Here is an 18,010-nt window from a genome sequence, read left to right on the forward strand (position 1 = left end):
GGCGATGCGGCGCGCCCTCGCCCAACTGCCGGAAGGCTGGCTGAGGTCGATGATGATGACCCTCGGCCTCGGCCTGCTGGTGGCGGGCGGGGTCGCGGACCAGGAGACCTACTTTCCCTACCTGGTGATCGGCGTCGCCGCGCTGGGCCTGGGCACGCTCTATCTCCTGTTCCCGCACGGCCCGCACTTCGCCTTCGGCACCAGCGCGGGGCTTGGGGTCTATACCTGCCTCTTCACGGTGATGGGGCGTGCGGCCTTCCCGAACGCGCCGGACTGGTCGCGCGCGCCGGCCTACCTGATGCCCGTGGTCGCCTTCCTGGCGGCGATTTGGTGGCGGCGCAGGACGCTGCGCCTGGTGGCGGAGGCCGAACGCCCCTTCGACCTCGGCCACCTGCCGCGCATGGCGCGATGGCTGATCCCGGTCTGGGCGGTGGGCGTCTTTTCGCTGGCGCTGCCGATCAACCGCCTGCCGGTCCTCGACCAGGGCACCGCGCTGCTCGGGGCGATGGCGGTGATCTCGGTCATCGTCGCGGCCTCGGTGCGGGGCGTCGTGCTGCTGCTGACCGACATGGCGCTGATCACCGAGGAACTTTCGGGCCGCGTCGCCCGCCTGCTGGTGCCGGTGGTCGCCTTCCTCGCGATGTACGTGATGATGGTGATCGTCTTCGCCTGCCTCTACCGGATCGCGCAGGGACTTTCGATGCATGCGCTCTTCCACGGGCCGCAGGGGCCGGTGCCGATGCCCTTCCCGGATGCGCTCTATTTCAGTCTGGTCACCCAGGCGACCGTGGGCTACGGCGACGTGACGCCGAACGACGACGGCATCCGGCTGCTTGCCTCCTTTCAGGTGGTGGCGGGCCAGGTGCTGCTGCTCTTCGGCTTCGCCGAGATCATGCGCACGCGGCGCGTGCTGGCCGGGGAGGCGCTGCCGCGCCGCCCCGGTGCCGCCGGGGACTAGGCCGCTTTCCGCCGCAATCCGGCACCAGCATCACACCCGGTCGAGAGGATGAGTGTCACATGGTGACCCCTGAATTCTGGCGCGGCCGGCGTGTGCTGGTGACGGGGGGCGCGGGATTCCTCGGCTCCAACCTGTGCCATGCCCTGGCGCATCTTGGCGCGCGCGTGACCGCGCTCGACGCCATGATGCCGGATGGCGGCGCCTCCGCGCGCAACCTCGAAGGGGCGGGCGTCCTGCTGGTGCGCGGGGACATCCGCGACACCGAACTGCACTCGCTCTGCGAGGGCGTGGACGTGCTGTTCAACATGGCCGCGCAGACCAGCCACATGGGCGGGCAGAAGGATCCGGTGGCGGACATCGCCATCAACGCGGTCGCCCAGGTGCGGCTGATCGGCGTGATGCGGGAGGCGGCGCCCAAGGCCACCGTGGTCCACGCCTCCACACGCCAGTTCTACGGCCGCCCGCGCAGCCTGCCGGTGGACGAATTGCACCCCGTGAACCCGCCCGATGCCAATGGCGTCTCGAAATGGGCGGGCGAGCAGTACTGGCTGCTGGAGCAGCGCGTGCATCACCGGCCCGTCGTCTCCCTGCGCCTGACCAACTGCTACGGGCCGCGGCTGCGCATCCGGGATGCGCGGCAGACCTTCCTCGGCATCTGGATCCGCCGCGTGCTGGAAGGCGAGGCCTTCGAAGTCTGGGGCGGCGCCCAGTTGCGCGACCTGACCTTCGTGGACGACGTTACCGATGCCTTCCTGGTTGCTGCAGAAAAAGCAGCAGAATCAGGACTTGCGGGACAAGTCTTCAATCTCGGTGGCAGCCCGCCGACCTCGCTGCTCGACCTCGCCCAGCGGCTGATCGCCGCCAATGACGGCAAGGGCGAATTCTTGACCAAGGAATTCCCCGCCGACCGCGCCCCGATCGACATCGGATCCTACGCCGCGGACGACCGTGCCTTCCGCACCGCCGCCGGCTGGGCGCCGAAGGTCGATCTGGACGAGGGGTTGCGCCGCTCCCTCGCATGGTATCGTCCGCGCCTGTCCGACTACCTCTGACGCCCGCCCGAAGGCCCACGCCCATGAATGCGCCCACCGTGACCATGATCCCCCAGGCCGACCCCGGCGCCGGTTACCGCGCCCAAAAGGCCGAGATCGACGCCGCCGTCGCCCGCGCGCTGGACAGCGGCTGGTACATCCTCGGCAAGGAAGGCGCGGCCTTCGAAGCCGAATTCGCCGCTTGGCTCGGCGCCGGGCAGCACGCGGTCGGCTGCGCCAACGGGACGGACGCGATCGCGCTGGTACTGCGCGGCCTCGGCATCGGGCCTGGCATGACGGTCGCCACCGTTTCCCACACCGCGGTCGCCACCGTGGCGGCGGTCGAGATGGTCGGCGCGACGCCGCTGCTGCTCGACATCGACCCCGACACCTACACCATGGATGCGGACGAGCTGGTCTCGGTGCTTGAGGACCCGCCGCCGGGGCTGCCGCCGATCAAGGCGGTGATCCCGGTCCACATCTACGGCCAGGCCTGCGACCTCGGGCCCATGCTGGAGGCCACGCAGGCGGCCGGCATCCCGCTGATCGAGGACTGCGCCCAGTGCCACGGCGCGACGCTGGGCGGGCGGAAGCTCGGCACGCTCGGCACCGCGGCGGCGTTCAGCCTCTACCCGACCAAGAATCTCGGCGCGCTCGGCGATGGCGGGGTGCTGGCCACCGCCGACGCGGATCTCGCGCAGCGGATCGCCGCCATCCGCCAGTATGGTTGGAAGGAGCGCTACATCAGCGCCACGGTCGGCGTGAACTCGCGCCTCGATGAAGTGCAGGCGGCGATCCTGCGGGTGAAGCTGACGGCGCTCGATGCCGGCAATGCCCGCCGCCGCACCATCGCCGCCGCCTATGACGAGGCACTGGCCAATGGCCCGGTCGTCGCGCCGTATCGCCGGCCGGAAGCGGAGCACGTCTTCCACCAGTACGTCCTGCGCACCGAGGACCGTGCGGCCGTGCAGGCGAAGCTGAAGGCGCAGGGGATCGGCACCGGGATCCACTACCCCGCGCCGGTCCATTTGCAGCCGGCCTACAGGGACCGCACGCCGCTCGGGCCGGCGGGCTGCACCGAGACCGCGAAGGCTTCCGAGGAAGTGCTCAGCCTGCCGATGTATCCCGAACTGACGGACGCGCAGTTGGAACGGATCTGCGCGGCGCTGCGCGGCCTTTGAATCGAAACGGGGAGGGCCTCGTCCTCCCCGAACCCTGGGGGCCTGTGGTCAGGGAGGGCTTCGTCCTCCCCGAACCCCGGGGGCCTGTGGTCAGGGAGGGCTTCGCCCTCCCCGAACCCCTCCGGCCAAAGACCGACAGGCCTTTGGAAACCATGCCTTCGGGTGTCCGCGGGTCCAGGGGACCGTCGTCCCCTGGTGGGGGAGTTCGAGGGGGCAAAGCCCTCTCGGTGCCGCCGCCGCAAGTCATGCCGGGATTGAAGACTCCATATCCTGCCCCAGGCCGGAACCGAAAGCAGACTACGCCGCCGTCCGCCGCCCCCACCCCGGGTCCACCAGCGGCGACCCCGCGCCGAGCGCCCGCCGCGCCTCGAGGTATTCCGCGTGCAGCCGGTCGACCAGCACCGCCGTCGGCGTCACCTGCTTCACGCCGCTGACCGATTGTCCCGCGCCCCAGATGTCCTTCCACTTCCGCTTGCGCTCGGTGCCGAAGTTCATCTGCGACGCCTCCTGCCCGCGGAGGTCCTCCGGGTCGAGGCCTGCGGCGCGCAGCGACGGCTTCAGGTAGTTGCCGTGCACGCCGGTGATGAGGTTCGTGTAGACGATGTCCTCCGCCCCGCTCTCGACCAGCATGTGCTTGTAGTCCTCGACGGCGCGGGCTTCCGGCGTCGCGATGAAGGCAGTGCCCATGTAGGCGAAATCCGCGCCCATCGCCTCGGCGGCAAGGATCGAGCGCCCATGCGCGATGGCGCCGGACAGCGCGATCGGCCCGTCGAACCAGGCGCGCGTCTCCTGCATGATAGCGAAGGGCGATTGCGCGCCCGCATGTCCGCCGGCGCCGGCGGCGACCAGCACCAACCCGTCCGCGCCTTTCTCGATCGCCTTGTGCGCGAAGGTCTGGTTGATCACGTCATGGATCACGTGGCCGCCATAGGAATGGATGGCCTCGTTCACCTCCGGCCGGGCGCCGAGGCTCGTGATGATCAGCGGCACCTTGTGCTTCACGCAGAGCGCCAGGTCGTGCTCCAGCCGATCGTTGGAACGATGCACGATCAGGTTGATGGCGAATGGTGCGCTCGGCCGGTCCGGGTGCGCGGCGTCATGCGCCGCGAGGCGTTCCCTGATCTCCGCCAGCCATTCGTCGAGCTGCTCCGCCGGCCGGGCATTCAGCGATGGCATCGACCCGATCATGCCGGATGTGCATTGGGCCACGACCAGGTCCGGCACCGAGATGATGAACAGCGGCGACCCGATCAGCGGCAGGCGAAGCCGGCCCTTCAGGCTTTCGAGCAGCGACATGGAAATTCCTCCGAGGCTTCGGGCGGAAGGCTCGCCGCAAACGCCGGCCCTTGTCGAGATGCCGCCTCGGCCTTGCCCCGGCGGCGCCGCGCGGCTAGGCACGGGCGGCTCCCGGCCGCGCGGGGGCCACGCTGCGGAGCCGCCATCACCCCATGCTCATCCTCGGCCTTTTTTCGGGTTACCACGACGCCTCGGCCTGCCTGACCGATGACTACCGGCTGGTGGCCGCGGTGGCGCAGGAAAGGATGACCCGCCGCAAGGCCGATGGCGGCCGCCTGCCCGTCGAGGCGATGGAGGAATGCTTCCGCGTCGCCGGCGCGTCCAAGGCCGATGTCGGCGCGGTTGTGCTCGGCCGCGGGCCTTTCCCGATGCGCTACTACACGCACCTGCCGCTCGACCGGCGGATCGAGCGCGTGGCGCGCGCCGTGGCGGGCAAGGAGAAGCACAAGTCGATGGAGCGGGAATGCGTCCGCTACCGCCGCACCGACAGCGCGGCGATGTTCGACGCGGCCCTCTTCCTGGCCGACATGGGCCTGCCGGCCGGCATCCCGGTGGTCTTCTTCAACCACCACCTGGCCCATGCCCTGCCGACGCTGTTCCACACCGACTGGGACGACGCGCTGCTCTATACGTCCGACGGCGGCGGCGACAACGCGCAGTACTCGATCCGCGCCTTCCGCGAAGGCCGGCTGACCACCTGGTACGGGGAGGACGAGGAACTCGCCCGCCCGATGCGGATCGACAGCCTCGGCCTCGCCTATGGCTACGCGACCGAGGCGCTTGGCTTCCGCATCAACCGGCATGAGGGGAAGCTGACCGGCCTCGCCGCCTTCGGCGCCCCGGAGATCGCGGATGAGCTGGCGGCGCATTTCTCGGTGACCGATACGGGCGAGGTGCTGTCGGACTTCGCCGACTACCCCGCCATGCGGCGCTTCGTCTTCGACTGGGCGAGGGGGAAGCCGCGCGAGGTGGTCGCCGCCTCGGTCCAGAAGGTGCTGGAGGATGCGACGCTCGCGGCGGTGGAGCGGCTGGTCGGGCGTGCCGGTGGAACGCGCCGCGTCGGCCTGTCGGGCGGCGTCTTCGGCAATGTCCGGCTGAACCAGAAGATCATCGAGCGTCTCGGCCTCGCCGAGGCGTTCATCTACCCGGCGATGAGCGACCAGGGCCTGCCGCATGGCGGCGTGCTGCAATACCTGCTGGAGCGCGACGGGCTGCAGGCCTGGCTGAAGCAGCGCCATCGTCTGGATCACCTCTATCTCGGCCGCGACTGGCGGGAGGAGGCCGACCGCGTGCTGGGCGGCACCAAGGGATTGCGCGCGGCGGATCTCGAGGGCCTGTCCCCGGCGGCGGCAACGGCGAAGCGCCTGCTTGCGGGCGAGGCCATCGCCATCTTCAACAAGGGCATGGAATACGGCCCGCGGGCGCTCGGCGCGCGCTCGATCCTGGCCGCGCCCTTCGACGTGGGCATCAACCAGTCGCTCAACGACCGGCTCGACCGATCCGAGTTCATGCCCTTCGCCCCGGTGGTGCGAGAGGAGGATGCCGAGACGATCTTCGACCTCGGCAAGGCCAAGACCTATGCCGCGCGCTTCATGACCGTGACCTGCGACGTGCGGCCGGAATGGCGGGAGAAGATCGCCGCCTCGGTCCATGTGGACGGGACGGCGCGGCCGCAGGTGATCTCGCGCGCGGCGAACCCGCTCTACTACGACATCATCGGCGAGTTCGCGGCGCTGACCGGCGTGCCGGTGCTGATCAACACCTCCTTCAATGCGCATGAGGAGCCGATCATCAACACGCCGGAGGAATGCGCCCGGGCGCTTCTCGACGACCGTGTGGACGGGGCGGTGACGGAGCGCGGGATCTACGTCCGCGGCTGAAGCGGGCCGCGCTTTCCGACTCGCCTTCCGGGACTTCGCGGGTGCAGCATGCGGGCATGGACGTCATGCCTCCCGCGGACCTGCTTGCCGACCTGCTGGAGCGCCTGCGCTCGGCGCGGGAGGCGGCGGCCGCCGACCCCTTCGGCGATCCGGTGCTGTTGGTCGCGCTCGACATCAGCCGCGCGATCGACGAAGGGCGCATCACCCGGCAGGCGCTGGCGGTGCTGATCGCCCGCATGGCGCGCGACGCGGCGACGGAGCGCGCGGCGCGGCTGGCCGTGTATGCGGGCATCGACGACGACGCGGGTGCGCTGGCGCGCATCGCCGCGCGGCTGGTGCGGCCCGACCCGGAGGACAGCCCGGTTCCCTTCGCGGCCTATCGCGAGGCGGTGGAGCGCACGCGCTTCGCCGCGGTCTTCACCGCGCATCCCACCTTCTCCCTGCCGCTTGCGACCGGCACCGCGCTGGCCGAGGCCGCTTGCGGCAAGCCGCTGCCCGAGGGCCTGGCGCACCGCCCCGCGCCGGTGACGCTGGAGGACGAGTTCACCCAGGCGGCGGCCGCCATCGCGCGCGGGCGGGATGCGCTGGACGTGCTCTCCGCGGCGCTGTTCGAGGCGGGGCGGGAGGTCTGGGGGGATCGCGCGCTGGCGATCGATCCGCGGCCGGTGATCCTCTCCTCCTGGGTGGGCTACGACACGGACGGGCGCACCGACATCGGCTGGCAGGACACGCTGCGCCTGCGGCTGCGGATGAAGTGGCTGCAATTGGCACGGCTCGCGGAGCGGCTGGAACCGCTCGGCGCCTGCGCCGCGCCGATCGTCGCCCGCGCGCGGCGGGCGGCGGAGGAGGTCGCGGCGCAGGAAGCGGCCGCGCCGGCGACGGTGACGGCCGAGACCGCGCGCGCCTTCGCCCTGCGCCTGATCGAGGGGCGGGAGGCGGCGCTGACCTCGCCCGACCCGCTGCTCGCACTGTTCCCCGCGGCGATGGAGGCGGCGCCGGATGGCGCGGCGCGCCAGGCGCTGGCGGTGCAGCGGGCGGGGCTTGCCGCGCATGGGCTGGCGCTGGCGCATACGCATGTCCGGCTCAACTCGGTGCAGATCCACAACGCGCTGCGCCAACGCCTCGGCATCGCGGCGGCGCCGGATGACCGGGCGGCGCGGCGCGGTCTGCTCGCGCAGGTCAATGCGGCGCTCGCGGCGGTCAGGCCGGTTCCGGTCGATACCGGCGCGATCCTCGCCGAGCAGGCTTCCGCCGTGCGGCTGGCGATGACGGTGGCGCAGGTGCTGAAGCACATCGACGGCAGCCAGCCGGTGCGCTTCCTGATCGCGGAGACCGAGACCGGCTACACGCTGCTCGCCGCGCTGTGGCTGGCGAGGCGCTTCGGGATCGCGGACAGGATCGAGATCTCGCCGCTGTTCGAGACCGCCGATGCGCTGGAACGCGGCGAGCGCGTGCTGGAGGAAGCGCTGCGCAGCCCGCATTTCCGCGACTACCTGCGCCAGCACGGGCGGCTCTGCCTGCAATTCGGCTATTCGGATTCCGGGCGCTATGTCGGGCAGTTGGCGGCGTCGTATCTGGCCGAGCGGCTGAAGATCCGCCTCGCCGAACAGATGCGGCGGCACGGACTGCATGGCATCGAACTGGTGCTGTTCGACACGCATGGCGAGAGCATCGGCCGTGGCGGGCACCCGTCGAGCCTCGCCGACCGCTTCGCCTATCTCTCGCCGCCGGCCGCGCGCGGGGCACTCGCCGCCGCCGGGCTGACGCTGCGGGAGGAGGCGGCCTTCCAGGGCGGCGACGGCTACCTGCTGTTCGGCACGGAGCGGCTGGCGCTGGCGACGGTCGCACGCATTGCGGAGCATGCGCTGGCGCCGGGGGTGGAACCCTCCGACCCGATCTATGCCGACGCCGATTACGGTGCCGACTTCTTCGCCACCATCCGCCGGGAGATGGCCGCGCTGGTGGAAGATCCGGGCTATGCTGCGCTGCTCGGCGCCTTCGGGCCGGGACTGCTGGACCGCACCGGCTCGCGCCCCGCGGCGCGGCAGACGGATGGGCTGGGCGGGCCGCTGCGGATCAGCCATCCGTCGCAACTGCGCGCCATTCCGAACAACGCGATCCTGCACCAGATGGGCTGGCTCGCGAACACGCTGCACGGGCTGGGTGCGGCGGCGGCGGCGCACCCGGATGCCTTCGCGGATCTCTCGGCGCGTTCGCCGCGCTTCGCACGCGCGCTCGCCATGGCCGTGCGGGCGCAGGCGTGCAGCGACCTCGGCGTGCTGCGCGCGGCGGTGGACATGCTCGATCCGTCGCCCTGGCTCGACCGCGCCGGCTTCACGAAGCGGCCGGGACGGCGGGAGGCGCTGACGGCGGTGGCCGAGGCGCTGGAACGGCTCGATCTCTCGCCCGCGACGCGGCGGATGTTCCGCCGGCTGCAGGCGGACCACCTGCTGCTGCGCGCCGCCTGGCCGGACCTGCCGGCGATGCCCGACCGGCTCGTGCTGGCCCATGCGCTGCGGCTGAGCCTGGTGCAGCGGCTGTGGCTGCTGGCGGTCTCGCTGCCCGAGTTCAGCCCGCGCCACGGCGCGACGCGCGATTCACTGATCGCGCGGGTGCTGCAACTGGATGTGCCGCCGGTGCTCGACCTGCTGGCGGAGATCTTCCCCGCCGCGCCAGACCCGGCGACAGGGCTCGATTTCGGTGAGCCGGCGCCGCCGCGCGAGGGCGCCTCCTACGCCGCGGAGCACGAGGCGATCCTCACGCCCATGGCGGAGTTCTTCGCGCTGGTGCGCGAATGCTCGGCGGTGATCAGCCACGAGGTCGGCGCCTTCGGCTGAGGCGGCGTCAGAACCCGACGCAGGCCGCGCGATAGACCGTCAACACGGATTGCTGGCGGAAGCGGGCCTTCCAGGCTTCCTCGACCGGCCGCAGACGCGAGCGCGCCTGGGCCGCGTCCTGGCCGGGCAGCACCACCGCCAGCACCTTGCTGCGTTCCTGGATGATGCGCCCTTCGCGCCCACGCCATTGGCCGGCGCCGTCCGTCGCGGTCAGCCCGTCGGGGAAGGCGGGGGTGACGGTGTCGGCCAGGAAGGCGCGCCATTCGGCCTCGCTGACCTCCCCGCGCCCCGTGGCGTTGCGGCCGAAATAAGCCTCGGCGACGGTCGCGGGTTCGGTGCCGGCGGGGCAGGGCGCGGGCGTCGCCGCGCAGGCGGCGAGCAGCAGCAGCGGCGCGATCGCCGCCGCCTTCACGCGGTGGTCGCCAGCAGCGCGACGCCGGCCGAGATCAGCGCAATGGCCGCGATCTTCGCCGTGCCGAGGGATTCCCCGAACACCGCCCAGCCGATGATGGCGATGACGACATAGGAAGCGGCCGTGCAGGGCAGGGCGACGCTCATCGGGATCTTGCGCAGCGCCACTATATATAAGAGTGCGGCACCGCCGTAGCAGACGAGCCCCACCATGGTCGGCAGGCGGAAGAGCTGGTGGATGAACCCGCCCTCCGCCGCCACCGCGCCCGCGGCGCCCGACTTCAGCAGCACCTGGCCGATGAGCGAGGTGCTGATCGCCGCCGCCAGCGCGATCCAGTAGGCGGTCACGGCTGCGCATCCTTCGCCGCGATCACCTGGCGCACCACGCCTTGCGGCTTGCCGTTGGCCGACATGAAGGCGCGCCCGACATACTCCCCCAGCACGCCGAGGATGAGGAACTGCACGCCCGCGATCAGCAGCGTGACCGTCATCAGCGAAGCCCAGCCGGAGGGCGTCGCGCCGAACACCGCCTCGAGGATGACGTAGGCGGCCGCGATCAGGCCGAGGAAGCCCATCCCCACCCCGGCGAAGACCGCCATGCGCAGCGGCAGCACCGAGAAATTGGTCGCGAGGTTCAGCCACAGCCGGATCAGCCGGCGCATGGTGTAGTTGGACCGTCCCTCGAGGCGGGCGAAGTGCTTCACCTCGATGCTGTCGAGCCGCTGCGTCACCTGCATCAGCAGGCCGTCCACATAGGGGTAGGGGCCGCGGTACTTGACGACCTCGGCCACCGCCAGCGCCGACATGCAGCGGAAGGATGAGAGATACAGCCCCTTCGGCTTGTCCATGAGCTGGTCGGCGACCCAGTTGGCGAAGCGGGAGCCGATGTTGCGCCAGCCCTCGTGCTCCTTCACCGCGTACCGGGTGTAGACCACGTCGAAGCCGCCGAGCCTGGCATGGTCGTAGAGCTTCAGCACCTCCTCCGGCGGGTTCTGGAGGTCGTCGTCCATGGTGATGACATAGGCGCCGCGGGCGTGGCGCAGGCCGGTCATGACCGCGTTGTGCTCGCCGAAGTTCCGCGCGTGCTCGATATAGGTCAGCGGCACGGTCGCGGTGCGGGCGAGGTCCCGGCAGACATCGCCGGAATTGTCGGGGCTGCCGTCGTTGACCAGCACGATCTCGATGCCGCCCTCGGGCTTCAGCTTCGAGAGTTCGGCGACGAGCGTGCCGACGGTGGCCGCCCCGCGATAGACCGGGACGACGATGGACAGGCCGACCGGACGGGCGTCGCCGGTCGAGGCGGTGGTCATGGAAGGCTTCTCCAGCATCAGGGCCGCGTCGCGACCAGGAGGATCGATCCCCCGGCAGGATAGCGCAGGCCGAGACGGGCCAGCGCCCGCTCCGCCGCCGTCACGCCGTGCAGCGTGGCGTCGAGCCAGGGGGGGAAGGGGCGGACGTCGCTGCTGTCATGCGCCGCGTCGGAGCGCAGCACCTTGCGCTCCAGGATCATCAGCGGAAGCAGCATGGCGTTCCAGTAGCGTGCCTCGACGGTGCCGAAGCCGGCCGATTCGAGCATCGCGCGGGCACTTGAGGCAGTGAAGCGCCGCGCATTGTGCACACGTTCGTCGTGCGCGGAATGCATCCATTCATAGGCGGGCAGGTTCACCAGCAGCGTCCCGCCGGGCACCAGCACGCGGCGGAACTCGGCCAGCGCGGCGGTGGGGTCCACTGCCCTGTGGCACAGCACGTCGCAGGAGGTGAGCGCCGCGAAGGCGCCCTCGGCGAAGGGCAGGCGATTGGCGTCGCCCGCGACCGTCCGGGCGCCCGACTTCGCCGCCGCGCGGCGCGCCGCGGCCGGATTGAAGTCGAGCCCGACCAGCGGGCGGCCCAGCGCGGCGAGGCGCCGCAGCAGCCCGCCCGTGCCGCAGCCGGCATCGAGCACGCTCCCCGCCGGGCCGGGCCGGCGGGCAAGCGCGTCCATGACGCGGGCATGAAGGGCGCGGTACCACCACATGCGCTCCTCCGCCGCATCCATCAGGTCGTATTCAGCGGGTTCCACACGGCGTTCCTGGCATCCCAGCAAGGCCGGAACATGGCAGGGCTGCGCCACGGCGCCACCGCATTCCGGTTGCATCCTGTGCCGTGGGCCCTAAGGATGGCGGCGCCTGAACCGATGATACCCTCCCCCCAGAACGCCGAGTCCCGGCCTGTCTCGACCTATAGGGCGGCCACAGCCCAGGCGCCCGCGTCGGTCCGCCAGACGGTCGATCGCCGCGAGCGGCTGCTGCGGCTTGCCGGATTCGCGCCCGCCGCGTTCTTCCTGGTCATGATCCTGTTGCCGCCGCTGAACCACGATGTCGCGGCGGTGCTCGACTTCTCCCTCCGTTGGCTGGCGGGGGAGCGGCTCTACGTGGACCTGATCGACGTCAACCCGCCGCTCATCTTCGTGCTGAACCTGGTGCCGGCGGCGATGGCCCGTTGGACCTCATTGAGCCCGGCCCAGGCCATGGTGCTCTGCCTGCTCGGGGTGGCCGCGCTGCTGTGGTTGCTGACCGAGGCGCTGCGCCGCGGCCGCCCGGAAGGCGCGATCGAGGCGGCGACGCTTTCGGCCTGCGTGCCGCTGCTGCTGCTGGTGGCGGGTTCGGATTTCGGGCAGCGAGAGATCCTGATGGCCATGGTGGCCATCCCCTATTGCCTGCTCGCGGCCCGCCGCATCGAGGGGCCGGAGGTGGAGCGCGGCCTCGCCCTCGCGGTCGCCCTGGCCGCGGCGGTCGGCTTCGCGCTGAAGCCGCATTTCCTCGCGGTGCCGGCGCTGGTCGAGGGGCTGGTGCTCCTGCGCCGCGGCCCGGCGCGGGCGCTGCGGGACCCGGTGCCCTGGGCGATGCTCATCGCCTGGCTGGCTTATCTCGCGGCCATCCCGCTCTTCTTCCCGGCCTATGTGACCGAGGTCGTGCCGCTGGCCTGGGCCGTCTATGCCGACATCCACGGGCCCGGCCCCTGGCGGGTGCTGTTGACGGACGTGATGGGCGCGGCGTGGATCCTGCTGCTGGTCGCGGTGCCGGCGGCGCTGCGGCGCCAAGCCGGGGCTTTCGGCCAGGCGCTGGCGGTCGCCGCGGTCGGTGCCTTCCTCTCCGCCTGGGTGCAGCACAAGGGCTGGACCTACCACGTGCTGCCGATGACCATCCTGGGTTGCGCCGCGCTTGTCGTGGTTGGCGCCCGCTGGGCCGACCACGCCCTGCCGGAAGGAAGGGCGCGCGCCGCCGCGCCGATGCTCGCCGCCGTCGCCGCCTTCGGCATCCTGGTCTATGAGGTGCGCGGCGGCGAGACACCCTGGCGGCAGGCCGCCTTCCATGGCGAGACCGGCGGCCGGCTGACCGAATGGCTGCGGCGCGAGGCCTTCGGCCAGGACGTGCTGGTGCTCAGCCCCGACATCTTCCCGGTCTATCCCGCGCTGACCTACGCCCATGCGCGCCAGACGCTGCACACCATGAGCATCTGGCCGCTCCAGGGCGCCTATCGCGACTGCCCGGCCGGCCCCGCGCCCTATCGGGAGCCGGGGCAGATGGGGCGGGTGGAGCACACGCTCTTCCAGGCCGTCGCCGAGGATTTCGCCACCCGACCGCCGGCCGCCATGATGGTGGCGCGGCACGCCAACATGCCGGCCTGCGGCACGCGCTTCGACCTTCTCGATTACTTCGAGCGCCATCCCCTCTTCGCCGAGGCGCTCGAGGGCTACCGTTCGGCCGGCGAGATAGACGGCTACCGCCTCTTCGTGCGGGCGTGGTGACACCCGGGATGGAGGCGCGGCGTGGCTGACGGAACAAGGGCCACGCCGATCGCCGGCCTGAGCGTGCCGACGGGCGCCGAGGCGGTGCGCGGCATCCTCTTCATCCTGGTCGCCTATGTCGTCATCACCGGGGCGGACGCCGCGGTGAAATGGGCGTTGCCGGAGGTGGGCGTCGCGGTCTCGATGATCGCGCGCGGCGTCGTCGGCTCCATCGCCGTGGTGGTGCTGACCGGCGGGCGAGGCATCGGGGCGAACAACAAGGGGTTGCTCGCGGCGCGCGGGCTGCTGCATTGCGGCGTCTCGGCCACCTGGTACTGGGCCTGGGCGTCCGGCATGGCGCTGGTCGATTCCTATGCCATCGCCGCTGCGGCGCCGCTTGTGATGACGCTGCTCGCCATCCCCATGCTGGGGGAGAAGGTGGGCTGGCGGCGCTGGATCTCGACGCTTCTGGGCTTCGCCGGCGTGCTGGTGATGCTGCAGCCGGGCGGCGACCTCTGGCGCTTCGAGACGCCGGTGCTGCTTGTGGCCGTCCTCGCCATGGCGGTGACACGCATCTGGACGCGGGTGCTCTCGGCCACCGATGGGCCGGCGGCAGTCGCCTTCTGGCTGATGATGGCGCATATCCCGACGGGTATCGCGTTGCTGCCGGCCTTCCCGCCGCCGGCCGAGATGCCGGGGCCGGGCGTGATCGTCGCGCTGCTCTTCTTCGGCGTCGCCAACGCCGTCGCGCATATGCTCTTCGCGCGCGCCTTCGCGCTGGCGTCGGTCTCGGCGCTCGCGCCCTACGAGTATTCGCCGCTGCTGCTGGGCGGGGTGCTGGGCTTCCTGATCTGGGCCGAGGTGCCGGCCTGGACGACCCTGCTGGGGGCGGTGATCGTCATCCTCGCCGGCCTCTTCAACCTGCACCGCGAGAGGGTGCGCCAGGCGCAGGAACGCCGCGACGCGGCCGCGCTCTGATGCCGCTGCGCCACGATATCCGCCGCGGCGCGCTGATGATGCTGGGGGCGACCGCGCTCTTCACCGTCATGTCCGCGATGATCAAGGGGGTGTCGTCCGACATCCACTTCATCGAGACGATGTTCTTCCGTTCCGCCTTCGCCCTGCCGGTCATGTTCGTGATCGCGGCGCGGGGGAGGAACTGGGGGCTGCTGAAGACGAAGCGCTTCCCCGGCCATGTCGTGCGCGCCTTCACCGGCACCATGGCGCAGGGCTGTTCTTTCTTTGCCCTGACCGTGCTGCCGCTGGCCGAGCAGACGGCGCTGACCTACACCACCCCGCTCTTCGTCACCATGCTGTCCATCCCCTTCCTGGGGGAGAAGGTCGGGATCCATCGCTGGTCGGCGGTGCTGCTCGGCTTCGTCGGCATCCTGGTGATCGCGCTGGGCAAGGGCGCCTTCCAGGGCGGCGGCATGCCGGACACGGTGATCGCCGTCGGCATGGGCGTCGCCGTCATGCAGGGGGTGTGGTCGGCCATGACCACCCTGCTGGTGCGCAGCCTGTCGGCGACGGAATCCTCGGCGACCATCGTGCTGTGGCAGTCGCTGCTGATGACGGCCTTCACGCTGGTGGCGCTGCCCTTCGTCTGGGTGACGCCGTCCTTCTCCCACTTCGTCATCCTCGTGCTGGTCGGGCTGGTGGGCGGGGTCGCGCAGGTGATGCTGACGGAGGCCTATGCCTCGGCACAGGTGTCGGCGCTTGGGCCGTATTCCTACACCTCGATCCTATGGTCGGTGGCGATCGGCTGGGTGGTCTTCGCCGATGCGCCGGGGTGGGGCACCATCGCCGGCGCGGGGCTGATCGTCGTCTCGGGGCTCTACATCCTGCACCGGGAACTGAAGCGCGCGGCGCAGCGGAGGAAACAGTGAGCATCCCCTTCCTCAAGGACGACCCCCTGCCGCCGGGCGAGGCGCAGGTGCTGGCGCCCGGCATTCGCCGCGTCATCTGCGGCAATCCGGGGCCCTTCACCTATCGCGGCACGAACACCTGGATCATCGGGCACGGGTCCTCCGTCGCCGTGCTGGACCCAGGGCCGGAGGACGCGGCGCATCTCGCCGCCATCCTGCGCGCGACGGAAGGGGAGCGGATCTCGCATATCCTCGTCTCCCACACGCATCGCGACCATTCGCCGGGCGTCGCCGCGCTGAAGGCGGCGACGGGCGCGCGGTCCTACGGCTTCGGCCCGCACATGACGCCGCCCGAGCAAGGCGGGGAGGGTGGCGACCACAGTTTCCATCCCGACGTGACGATCGCCGACGGCGCGACCGTGGAGACCGACCACTGGCGCGTGACCGCGCTGCACACGCCGGGGCATTGCGCCAATCATCTCTGCTTCGGGCTTGAGGCCGATGACAGCGAGGGCGTGCTGTTCAGCGCCGACCATGTGATGTCCTGGTCCACCAGCGTGGTCAGCCCGCCGGATGGGGACATGGCGGCGTACATGGCGTCGCTGGCGCGGATCGCGGCGCGGGACGACCGGCTGTACCTGCCAGGGCATGGGCCGCCACTGCCCGAGCCCGCGCCCTTCGTCGCCGCGCTGGCGGCGCATCGGCGGGAACGCGAGGCGATGGTGCTGGACGCGCTGCGCGCGGCACGGCGCGCGACGGCGCGGGAACTGGTGCCGCCGGTCTATGGGCCGACGCTCGATGAACGTCTCCTGCCGGCGGCGGCGAGGAGCCTGCTCGCGCATCTGATTAAGCTGGCGGCCGAGGGCGCCGCCATGCGCGACGGGGAGCATTGGGAAGCGCGGTAGAAAGGTCGGGGGAGGGGAACCTCCCCCGATCCCCCTCCCTTCTTTGTCTTTTGGGCACTGGCTCTCGCTGTCGGTTCCCAAGAGACAAAGAAGGTTGAGGGGGGCGCGGGGGGAGAAGTTCTCTTCTCCCCCCGCACTTCGTCAAAGCGACGCCTCGGGGTCCAGCCTGATCACGTAGGACCGCCAATCCGCCCGTGTCGCGATGCGTTCGTAGAGCGCGATCGCCCCCCGGTCTCCTTCCGGCACGATCCAGCGCAGATGCGACCAGTGCCGTTTCCGCCCGAGGGCGCAGAGCGCATCGACCAGCGCGCGCGCCACGCCCCGGCCTCGGTGGTCCGGATGCACGAAGAGGTCGTCGAGCGCGCCGCAGCGCCGGGCGAAGACCACCTCCGGCAGGTCGAAGAAGATGGCGAAGGCGACGGGCTGCTCTCCCTCGAGGGCGACGAGGACCTCGGTGCGCGGATCGGCGGCGAGCAGCGCGGCACCGTCCTCTCCGCGCGCGGGGCGCGAACCGGCGAGGGTTTCGCGCATCTCCGCCGCATAGGCTTCGAGCAGTGGCGCCAGGCCATGGCGCCGTGCGGGAGTAAGTGGGGTGATGGTGAAGGTCATGCGGGGTCCGAATGCGAAAGGGGCGTCGCCCGCTCGCGCGGACGACGCCCCGACGCCGGGATCGGCGCCTGGCTCAGTCCACCGAGGATTCCGGCATGACGGGCGCCGCGGCGGCGGCAGCGGCGGCGGCCGCGGCCTTCTTGGCGGCGCGGGTGGCGGCCGCCTTCTTCGCCGCCTCGGAGCGGGCGGCGGACTTCACGACGACCTTCTTCGGAGCGGCGGCCTTCTTCGCGGCGGGCTTGCGCGCGGCCGGCTTCTTCGCGGCGGCGGCCTTCCTCGCGGCGGGCTTGCGCGCCGTGGCCTTCTTGGCGGTCGCCTTCTTGGCCGTCGCCTTCCTGGCGGCGGGCTTCTTCGCGGCGGCGGCCTTCTTGGTGGTCGCCCGCTTCGCGGTGGCCTTCTTCGCTGTCGCCTTCCGGGCAGCCGGCTTCTTGGCGGCGGCCTTCTTGGCGGCGGGCTTCTTCGCGGCAGTCTTCTTGACGGCGGTCTTCTTGGCGGCGGGTTTCTTCGCGGCGGCCTTCTTCGCGGCGGGCTTCTTTGCCGCGGCCTTCTTCGCGGCAGGCTTCTTGGCGGCGGCCTTCTTCGCGGCCGGCTTCTTGGCGGCGGGCTTGCGCTTCGCCGGCGCCCTCTTCTTCGCGGCGGCCATCGCCATCGCCTGGGCGCGCGGCTCGGCGCCTTCGGCTTCCGGGGTCTCGATGATGTCGGTCATGGTGTGTGGTGTCTCCGTGCGTTCCGGTATGAGGGAGGCGACGCGCGATCGCGGGTCGCGTCCCGGGGGGACAGCAGATGAGAACGGGCGGGCCTCCGGCGCGCGGATCCCGTCGCGCGCATCTTCAGCCGTGCAGCGAGCCCCGTGGCGCAGTGGGCGGAACGCGCGAAGCGTGCGGTGTTTCCCCGCCGCACGCCGCCTCCGACCTCTCTCCCGCCGTGATGCGGCGCAGGGTCTGCGCTGCCGGGCGGTGCCGGAAGGATGGCGATCACTGCCGTCCTTCCCGTGAGTCTGCGGTCCATGGACCGTCCTTCCCTGCTGCGGCGATCCAGCGTGCCGATGCGTCGATGAGGTCCGGTGCACTGCTGTCCGACATTGTCGTGCGGCGCGTGGTGCGGAGAACGTCTCCGACGAATCGCGCAAGATGATTCGCGCGCACGTCACGCTATCTGCACGCACATATTGGGTGTCAACAGAATCCGCACATGCACGCGCGCAAAATGCGCGTTGTCGCGTCGCGATGCGTCGGGTGTGTCGTGCGCGTCGCGCTTCGCGCATGCGCGAC

The 18,010-nt window shown here is 71.1% G+C and carries 16 protein-coding genes; 9 read left to right on the top strand and 7 right to left on the bottom strand.

The genetic code is table 11. From position 1 onward, the window contains the following. The first annotated feature begins 4 nt into the window (after positions 1 to 4). The 3 genes from GXW76_RS05605 to GXW76_RS05615 are packed head-to-tail and all read left to right on the top strand — an operon-like array spanning position 5 to position 3,170. Entirely contained in the window at positions 5 to 958 is a 954-nt protein-coding gene (locus GXW76_RS05605; protein ID WP_211861003.1) for a potassium channel family protein, read from the top strand. Between the two features lie 59 nt (positions 959 to 1,017). After that, positions 1,018 to 2,010, top strand: a complete 993-nt coding sequence (locus tag GXW76_RS05610) for an NAD-dependent epimerase/dehydratase family protein (RefSeq protein WP_211861004.1) — start codon at positions 1,018 to 1,020, stop codon at positions 2,008 to 2,010. Between the two features lie 23 nt (positions 2,011 to 2,033). Beyond that, positions 2,034 to 3,170: a DegT/DnrJ/EryC1/StrS family aminotransferase gene (locus tag GXW76_RS05615; RefSeq protein ID WP_211861005.1), complete on the top strand. Its 1,137-nt coding sequence runs from the start codon at positions 2,034 to 2,036 to the stop codon at positions 3,168 to 3,170. Between the two features lie 297 nt (positions 3,171 to 3,467). On the opposite strand, the gene GXW76_RS05620 is transcribed toward GXW76_RS05615, so the two are convergent. Further along, positions 3,468 to 4,466 carry an NAD(P)H-dependent flavin oxidoreductase gene (locus GXW76_RS05620; RefSeq protein WP_211861006.1) on the bottom strand — a complete coding sequence of 333 codons (999 nt, stop codon included), beginning with the start codon at positions 4,464 to 4,466 and terminating at the stop codon, positions 3,468 to 3,470. Positions 4,467 to 4,618: 152 nt separating this feature from the next. Here GXW76_RS05620 and GXW76_RS05625 point away from each other — a divergent pair, with 152 nt between their 5' ends. Then, positions 4,619 to 6,346 carry a carbamoyltransferase C-terminal domain-containing protein gene (locus GXW76_RS05625; protein ID WP_211861007.1) on the top strand — a complete coding sequence of 576 codons (1,728 nt, stop codon included), beginning with the start codon at positions 4,619 to 4,621 and terminating at the stop codon, positions 6,344 to 6,346. A 56-nt stretch (positions 6,347 to 6,402) separates the two neighbouring features. Beyond that, positions 6,403 to 9,183 (top strand): phosphoenolpyruvate carboxylase, encoded by a 2,781-nt coding sequence (locus GXW76_RS05630; RefSeq protein WP_211861008.1) that lies wholly within the window; start codon positions 6,403 to 6,405, stop codon positions 9,181 to 9,183. Between the two features lie 7 nt (positions 9,184 to 9,190). On the opposite strand, the gene GXW76_RS05635 is transcribed toward GXW76_RS05630, so the two are convergent. The 4 genes from GXW76_RS05635 to GXW76_RS05650 are packed head-to-tail and all read right to left on the bottom strand — an operon-like array spanning position 9,191 to position 11,653. Beyond that, positions 9,191 to 9,595, bottom strand: coding sequence for a DUF3574 domain-containing protein (locus tag GXW76_RS05635; RefSeq protein ID WP_211861009.1), 405 nt, complete (start codon positions 9,593 to 9,595; stop codon positions 9,191 to 9,193). Further along, positions 9,592 to 9,942, bottom strand: a complete 351-nt coding sequence (locus GXW76_RS05640) for a DMT family transporter (protein ID WP_211861010.1) — start codon at positions 9,940 to 9,942, stop codon at positions 9,592 to 9,594. The genes GXW76_RS05635 and GXW76_RS05640 overlap by 4 nt, the downstream gene beginning before the upstream one ends. Then, positions 9,939 to 10,904 carry a glycosyltransferase family 2 protein gene (locus GXW76_RS05645; protein WP_246513947.1) on the bottom strand — a complete coding sequence of 322 codons (966 nt, stop codon included), beginning with the start codon at positions 10,902 to 10,904 and terminating at the stop codon, positions 9,939 to 9,941. The genes GXW76_RS05640 and GXW76_RS05645 overlap by 4 nt, the downstream gene beginning before the upstream one ends. A gap of 17 nt (positions 10,905 to 10,921) precedes the next feature. Beyond that, a complete protein-coding gene (locus GXW76_RS05650) occupies positions 10,922 to 11,653 on the bottom strand; it encodes a class I SAM-dependent methyltransferase (RefSeq protein ID WP_211861012.1) in 732 nt (243 codons plus the stop codon). A gap of 114 nt (positions 11,654 to 11,767) precedes the next feature. Here GXW76_RS05650 and GXW76_RS05655 point away from each other — a divergent pair, with 114 nt between their 5' ends. From GXW76_RS05655 to GXW76_RS05670, 4 genes are read left to right on the top strand one after another with little or no spacing between them, the layout of a single operon-like run. Continuing rightward, a complete protein-coding gene (locus GXW76_RS05655; RefSeq protein ID WP_211861013.1) occupies positions 11,768 to 13,381 on the top strand; it encodes a hypothetical protein in 1,614 nt (537 codons plus the stop codon). Positions 13,382 to 13,402: 21 nt separating this feature from the next. Continuing rightward, positions 13,403 to 14,338: a DMT family transporter gene (locus tag GXW76_RS05660; RefSeq protein WP_338150894.1), complete on the top strand. Its 936-nt coding sequence runs from the start codon at positions 13,403 to 13,405 to the stop codon at positions 14,336 to 14,338. Further along, entirely contained in the window at positions 14,338 to 15,246 is a 909-nt protein-coding gene (locus GXW76_RS05665; RefSeq protein WP_211861014.1) for a DMT family transporter, read from the top strand. The genes GXW76_RS05660 and GXW76_RS05665 overlap by 1 nt, the downstream gene beginning before the upstream one ends. Continuing rightward, on the top strand, positions 15,243 to 16,130 hold the full coding sequence (locus tag GXW76_RS05670) for an MBL fold metallo-hydrolase (protein WP_211861015.1): 888 nt from the start codon (positions 15,243 to 15,245) through the stop codon (positions 16,128 to 16,130). Before GXW76_RS05665 ends, GXW76_RS05670 begins: the two co-directional genes overlap by 4 nt. A 141-nt stretch (positions 16,131 to 16,271) precedes the next feature. Here GXW76_RS05670 and GXW76_RS05675 read toward each other — a convergent pair whose 3' ends face one another. Both GXW76_RS05675 and GXW76_RS05680 read right to left on the bottom strand, forming a co-directional pair. Then, a complete protein-coding gene (locus GXW76_RS05675) occupies positions 16,272 to 16,739 on the bottom strand; it encodes a GNAT family N-acetyltransferase (RefSeq protein ID WP_211861016.1) in 468 nt (155 codons plus the stop codon). A gap of 73 nt (positions 16,740 to 16,812) precedes the next feature. Beyond that, on the bottom strand, positions 16,813 to 17,382 hold the full coding sequence (locus GXW76_RS05680) for a histone H1-like repetitive region-containing protein (RefSeq protein WP_211861017.1): 570 nt from the start codon (positions 17,380 to 17,382) through the stop codon (positions 16,813 to 16,815). Positions 17,383 to 18,010 lie beyond the last annotated feature (628 nt).

This window comes from Neoroseomonas soli, from assembly GCF_018129065.1.
Taxonomy (GTDB): Bacteria; Pseudomonadota; Alphaproteobacteria; order Acetobacterales; family Acetobacteraceae; genus Neoroseomonas; species Neoroseomonas soli.

Coding starts and splice junctions, on each gene's coding strand:
- GXW76_RS05605 (WP_211861003.1), top strand. CDS start 5: ATGCGGCGCGCCCTCGCCCAACTGCCGGAAGGCTGGCTGAGGTCGATG.
- GXW76_RS05610 (WP_211861004.1), top strand. CDS start 1,018: ATGGTGACCCCTGAATTCTGGCGCGGCCGGCGTGTGCTGGTGACGGGG.
- GXW76_RS05620 (WP_211861006.1), bottom strand. CDS start 4,466: ATGTCGCTGCTCGAAAGCCTGAAGGGCCGGCTTCGCCTGCCGCTGATC.
- GXW76_RS05645 (WP_246513947.1), bottom strand. CDS start 10,904: ATGACCACCGCCTCGACCGGCGACGCCCGTCCGGTCGGCCTGTCCATC.
- GXW76_RS05630 (WP_211861008.1), top strand. CDS start 6,403: ATGGACGTCATGCCTCCCGCGGACCTGCTTGCCGACCTGCTGGAGCGC.
- GXW76_RS05665 (WP_211861014.1), top strand. CDS start 14,338: ATGCCGCTGCGCCACGATATCCGCCGCGGCGCGCTGATGATGCTGGGG.
- GXW76_RS05655 (WP_211861013.1), top strand. CDS start 11,768: ATGATACCCTCCCCCCAGAACGCCGAGTCCCGGCCTGTCTCGACCTAT.
- GXW76_RS05625 (WP_211861007.1), top strand. CDS start 4,619: ATGCTCATCCTCGGCCTTTTTTCGGGTTACCACGACGCCTCGGCCTGC.
- GXW76_RS05615 (WP_211861005.1), top strand. CDS start 2,034: ATGAATGCGCCCACCGTGACCATGATCCCCCAGGCCGACCCCGGCGCC.
- GXW76_RS05675 (WP_211861016.1), bottom strand. CDS start 16,739: ATGACCTTCACCATCACCCCACTTACTCCCGCACGGCGCCATGGCCTG.
- GXW76_RS05680 (WP_211861017.1), bottom strand. CDS start 17,382: ATGGCCGCCGCGAAGAAGAGGGCGCCGGCGAAGCGCAAGCCCGCCGCC.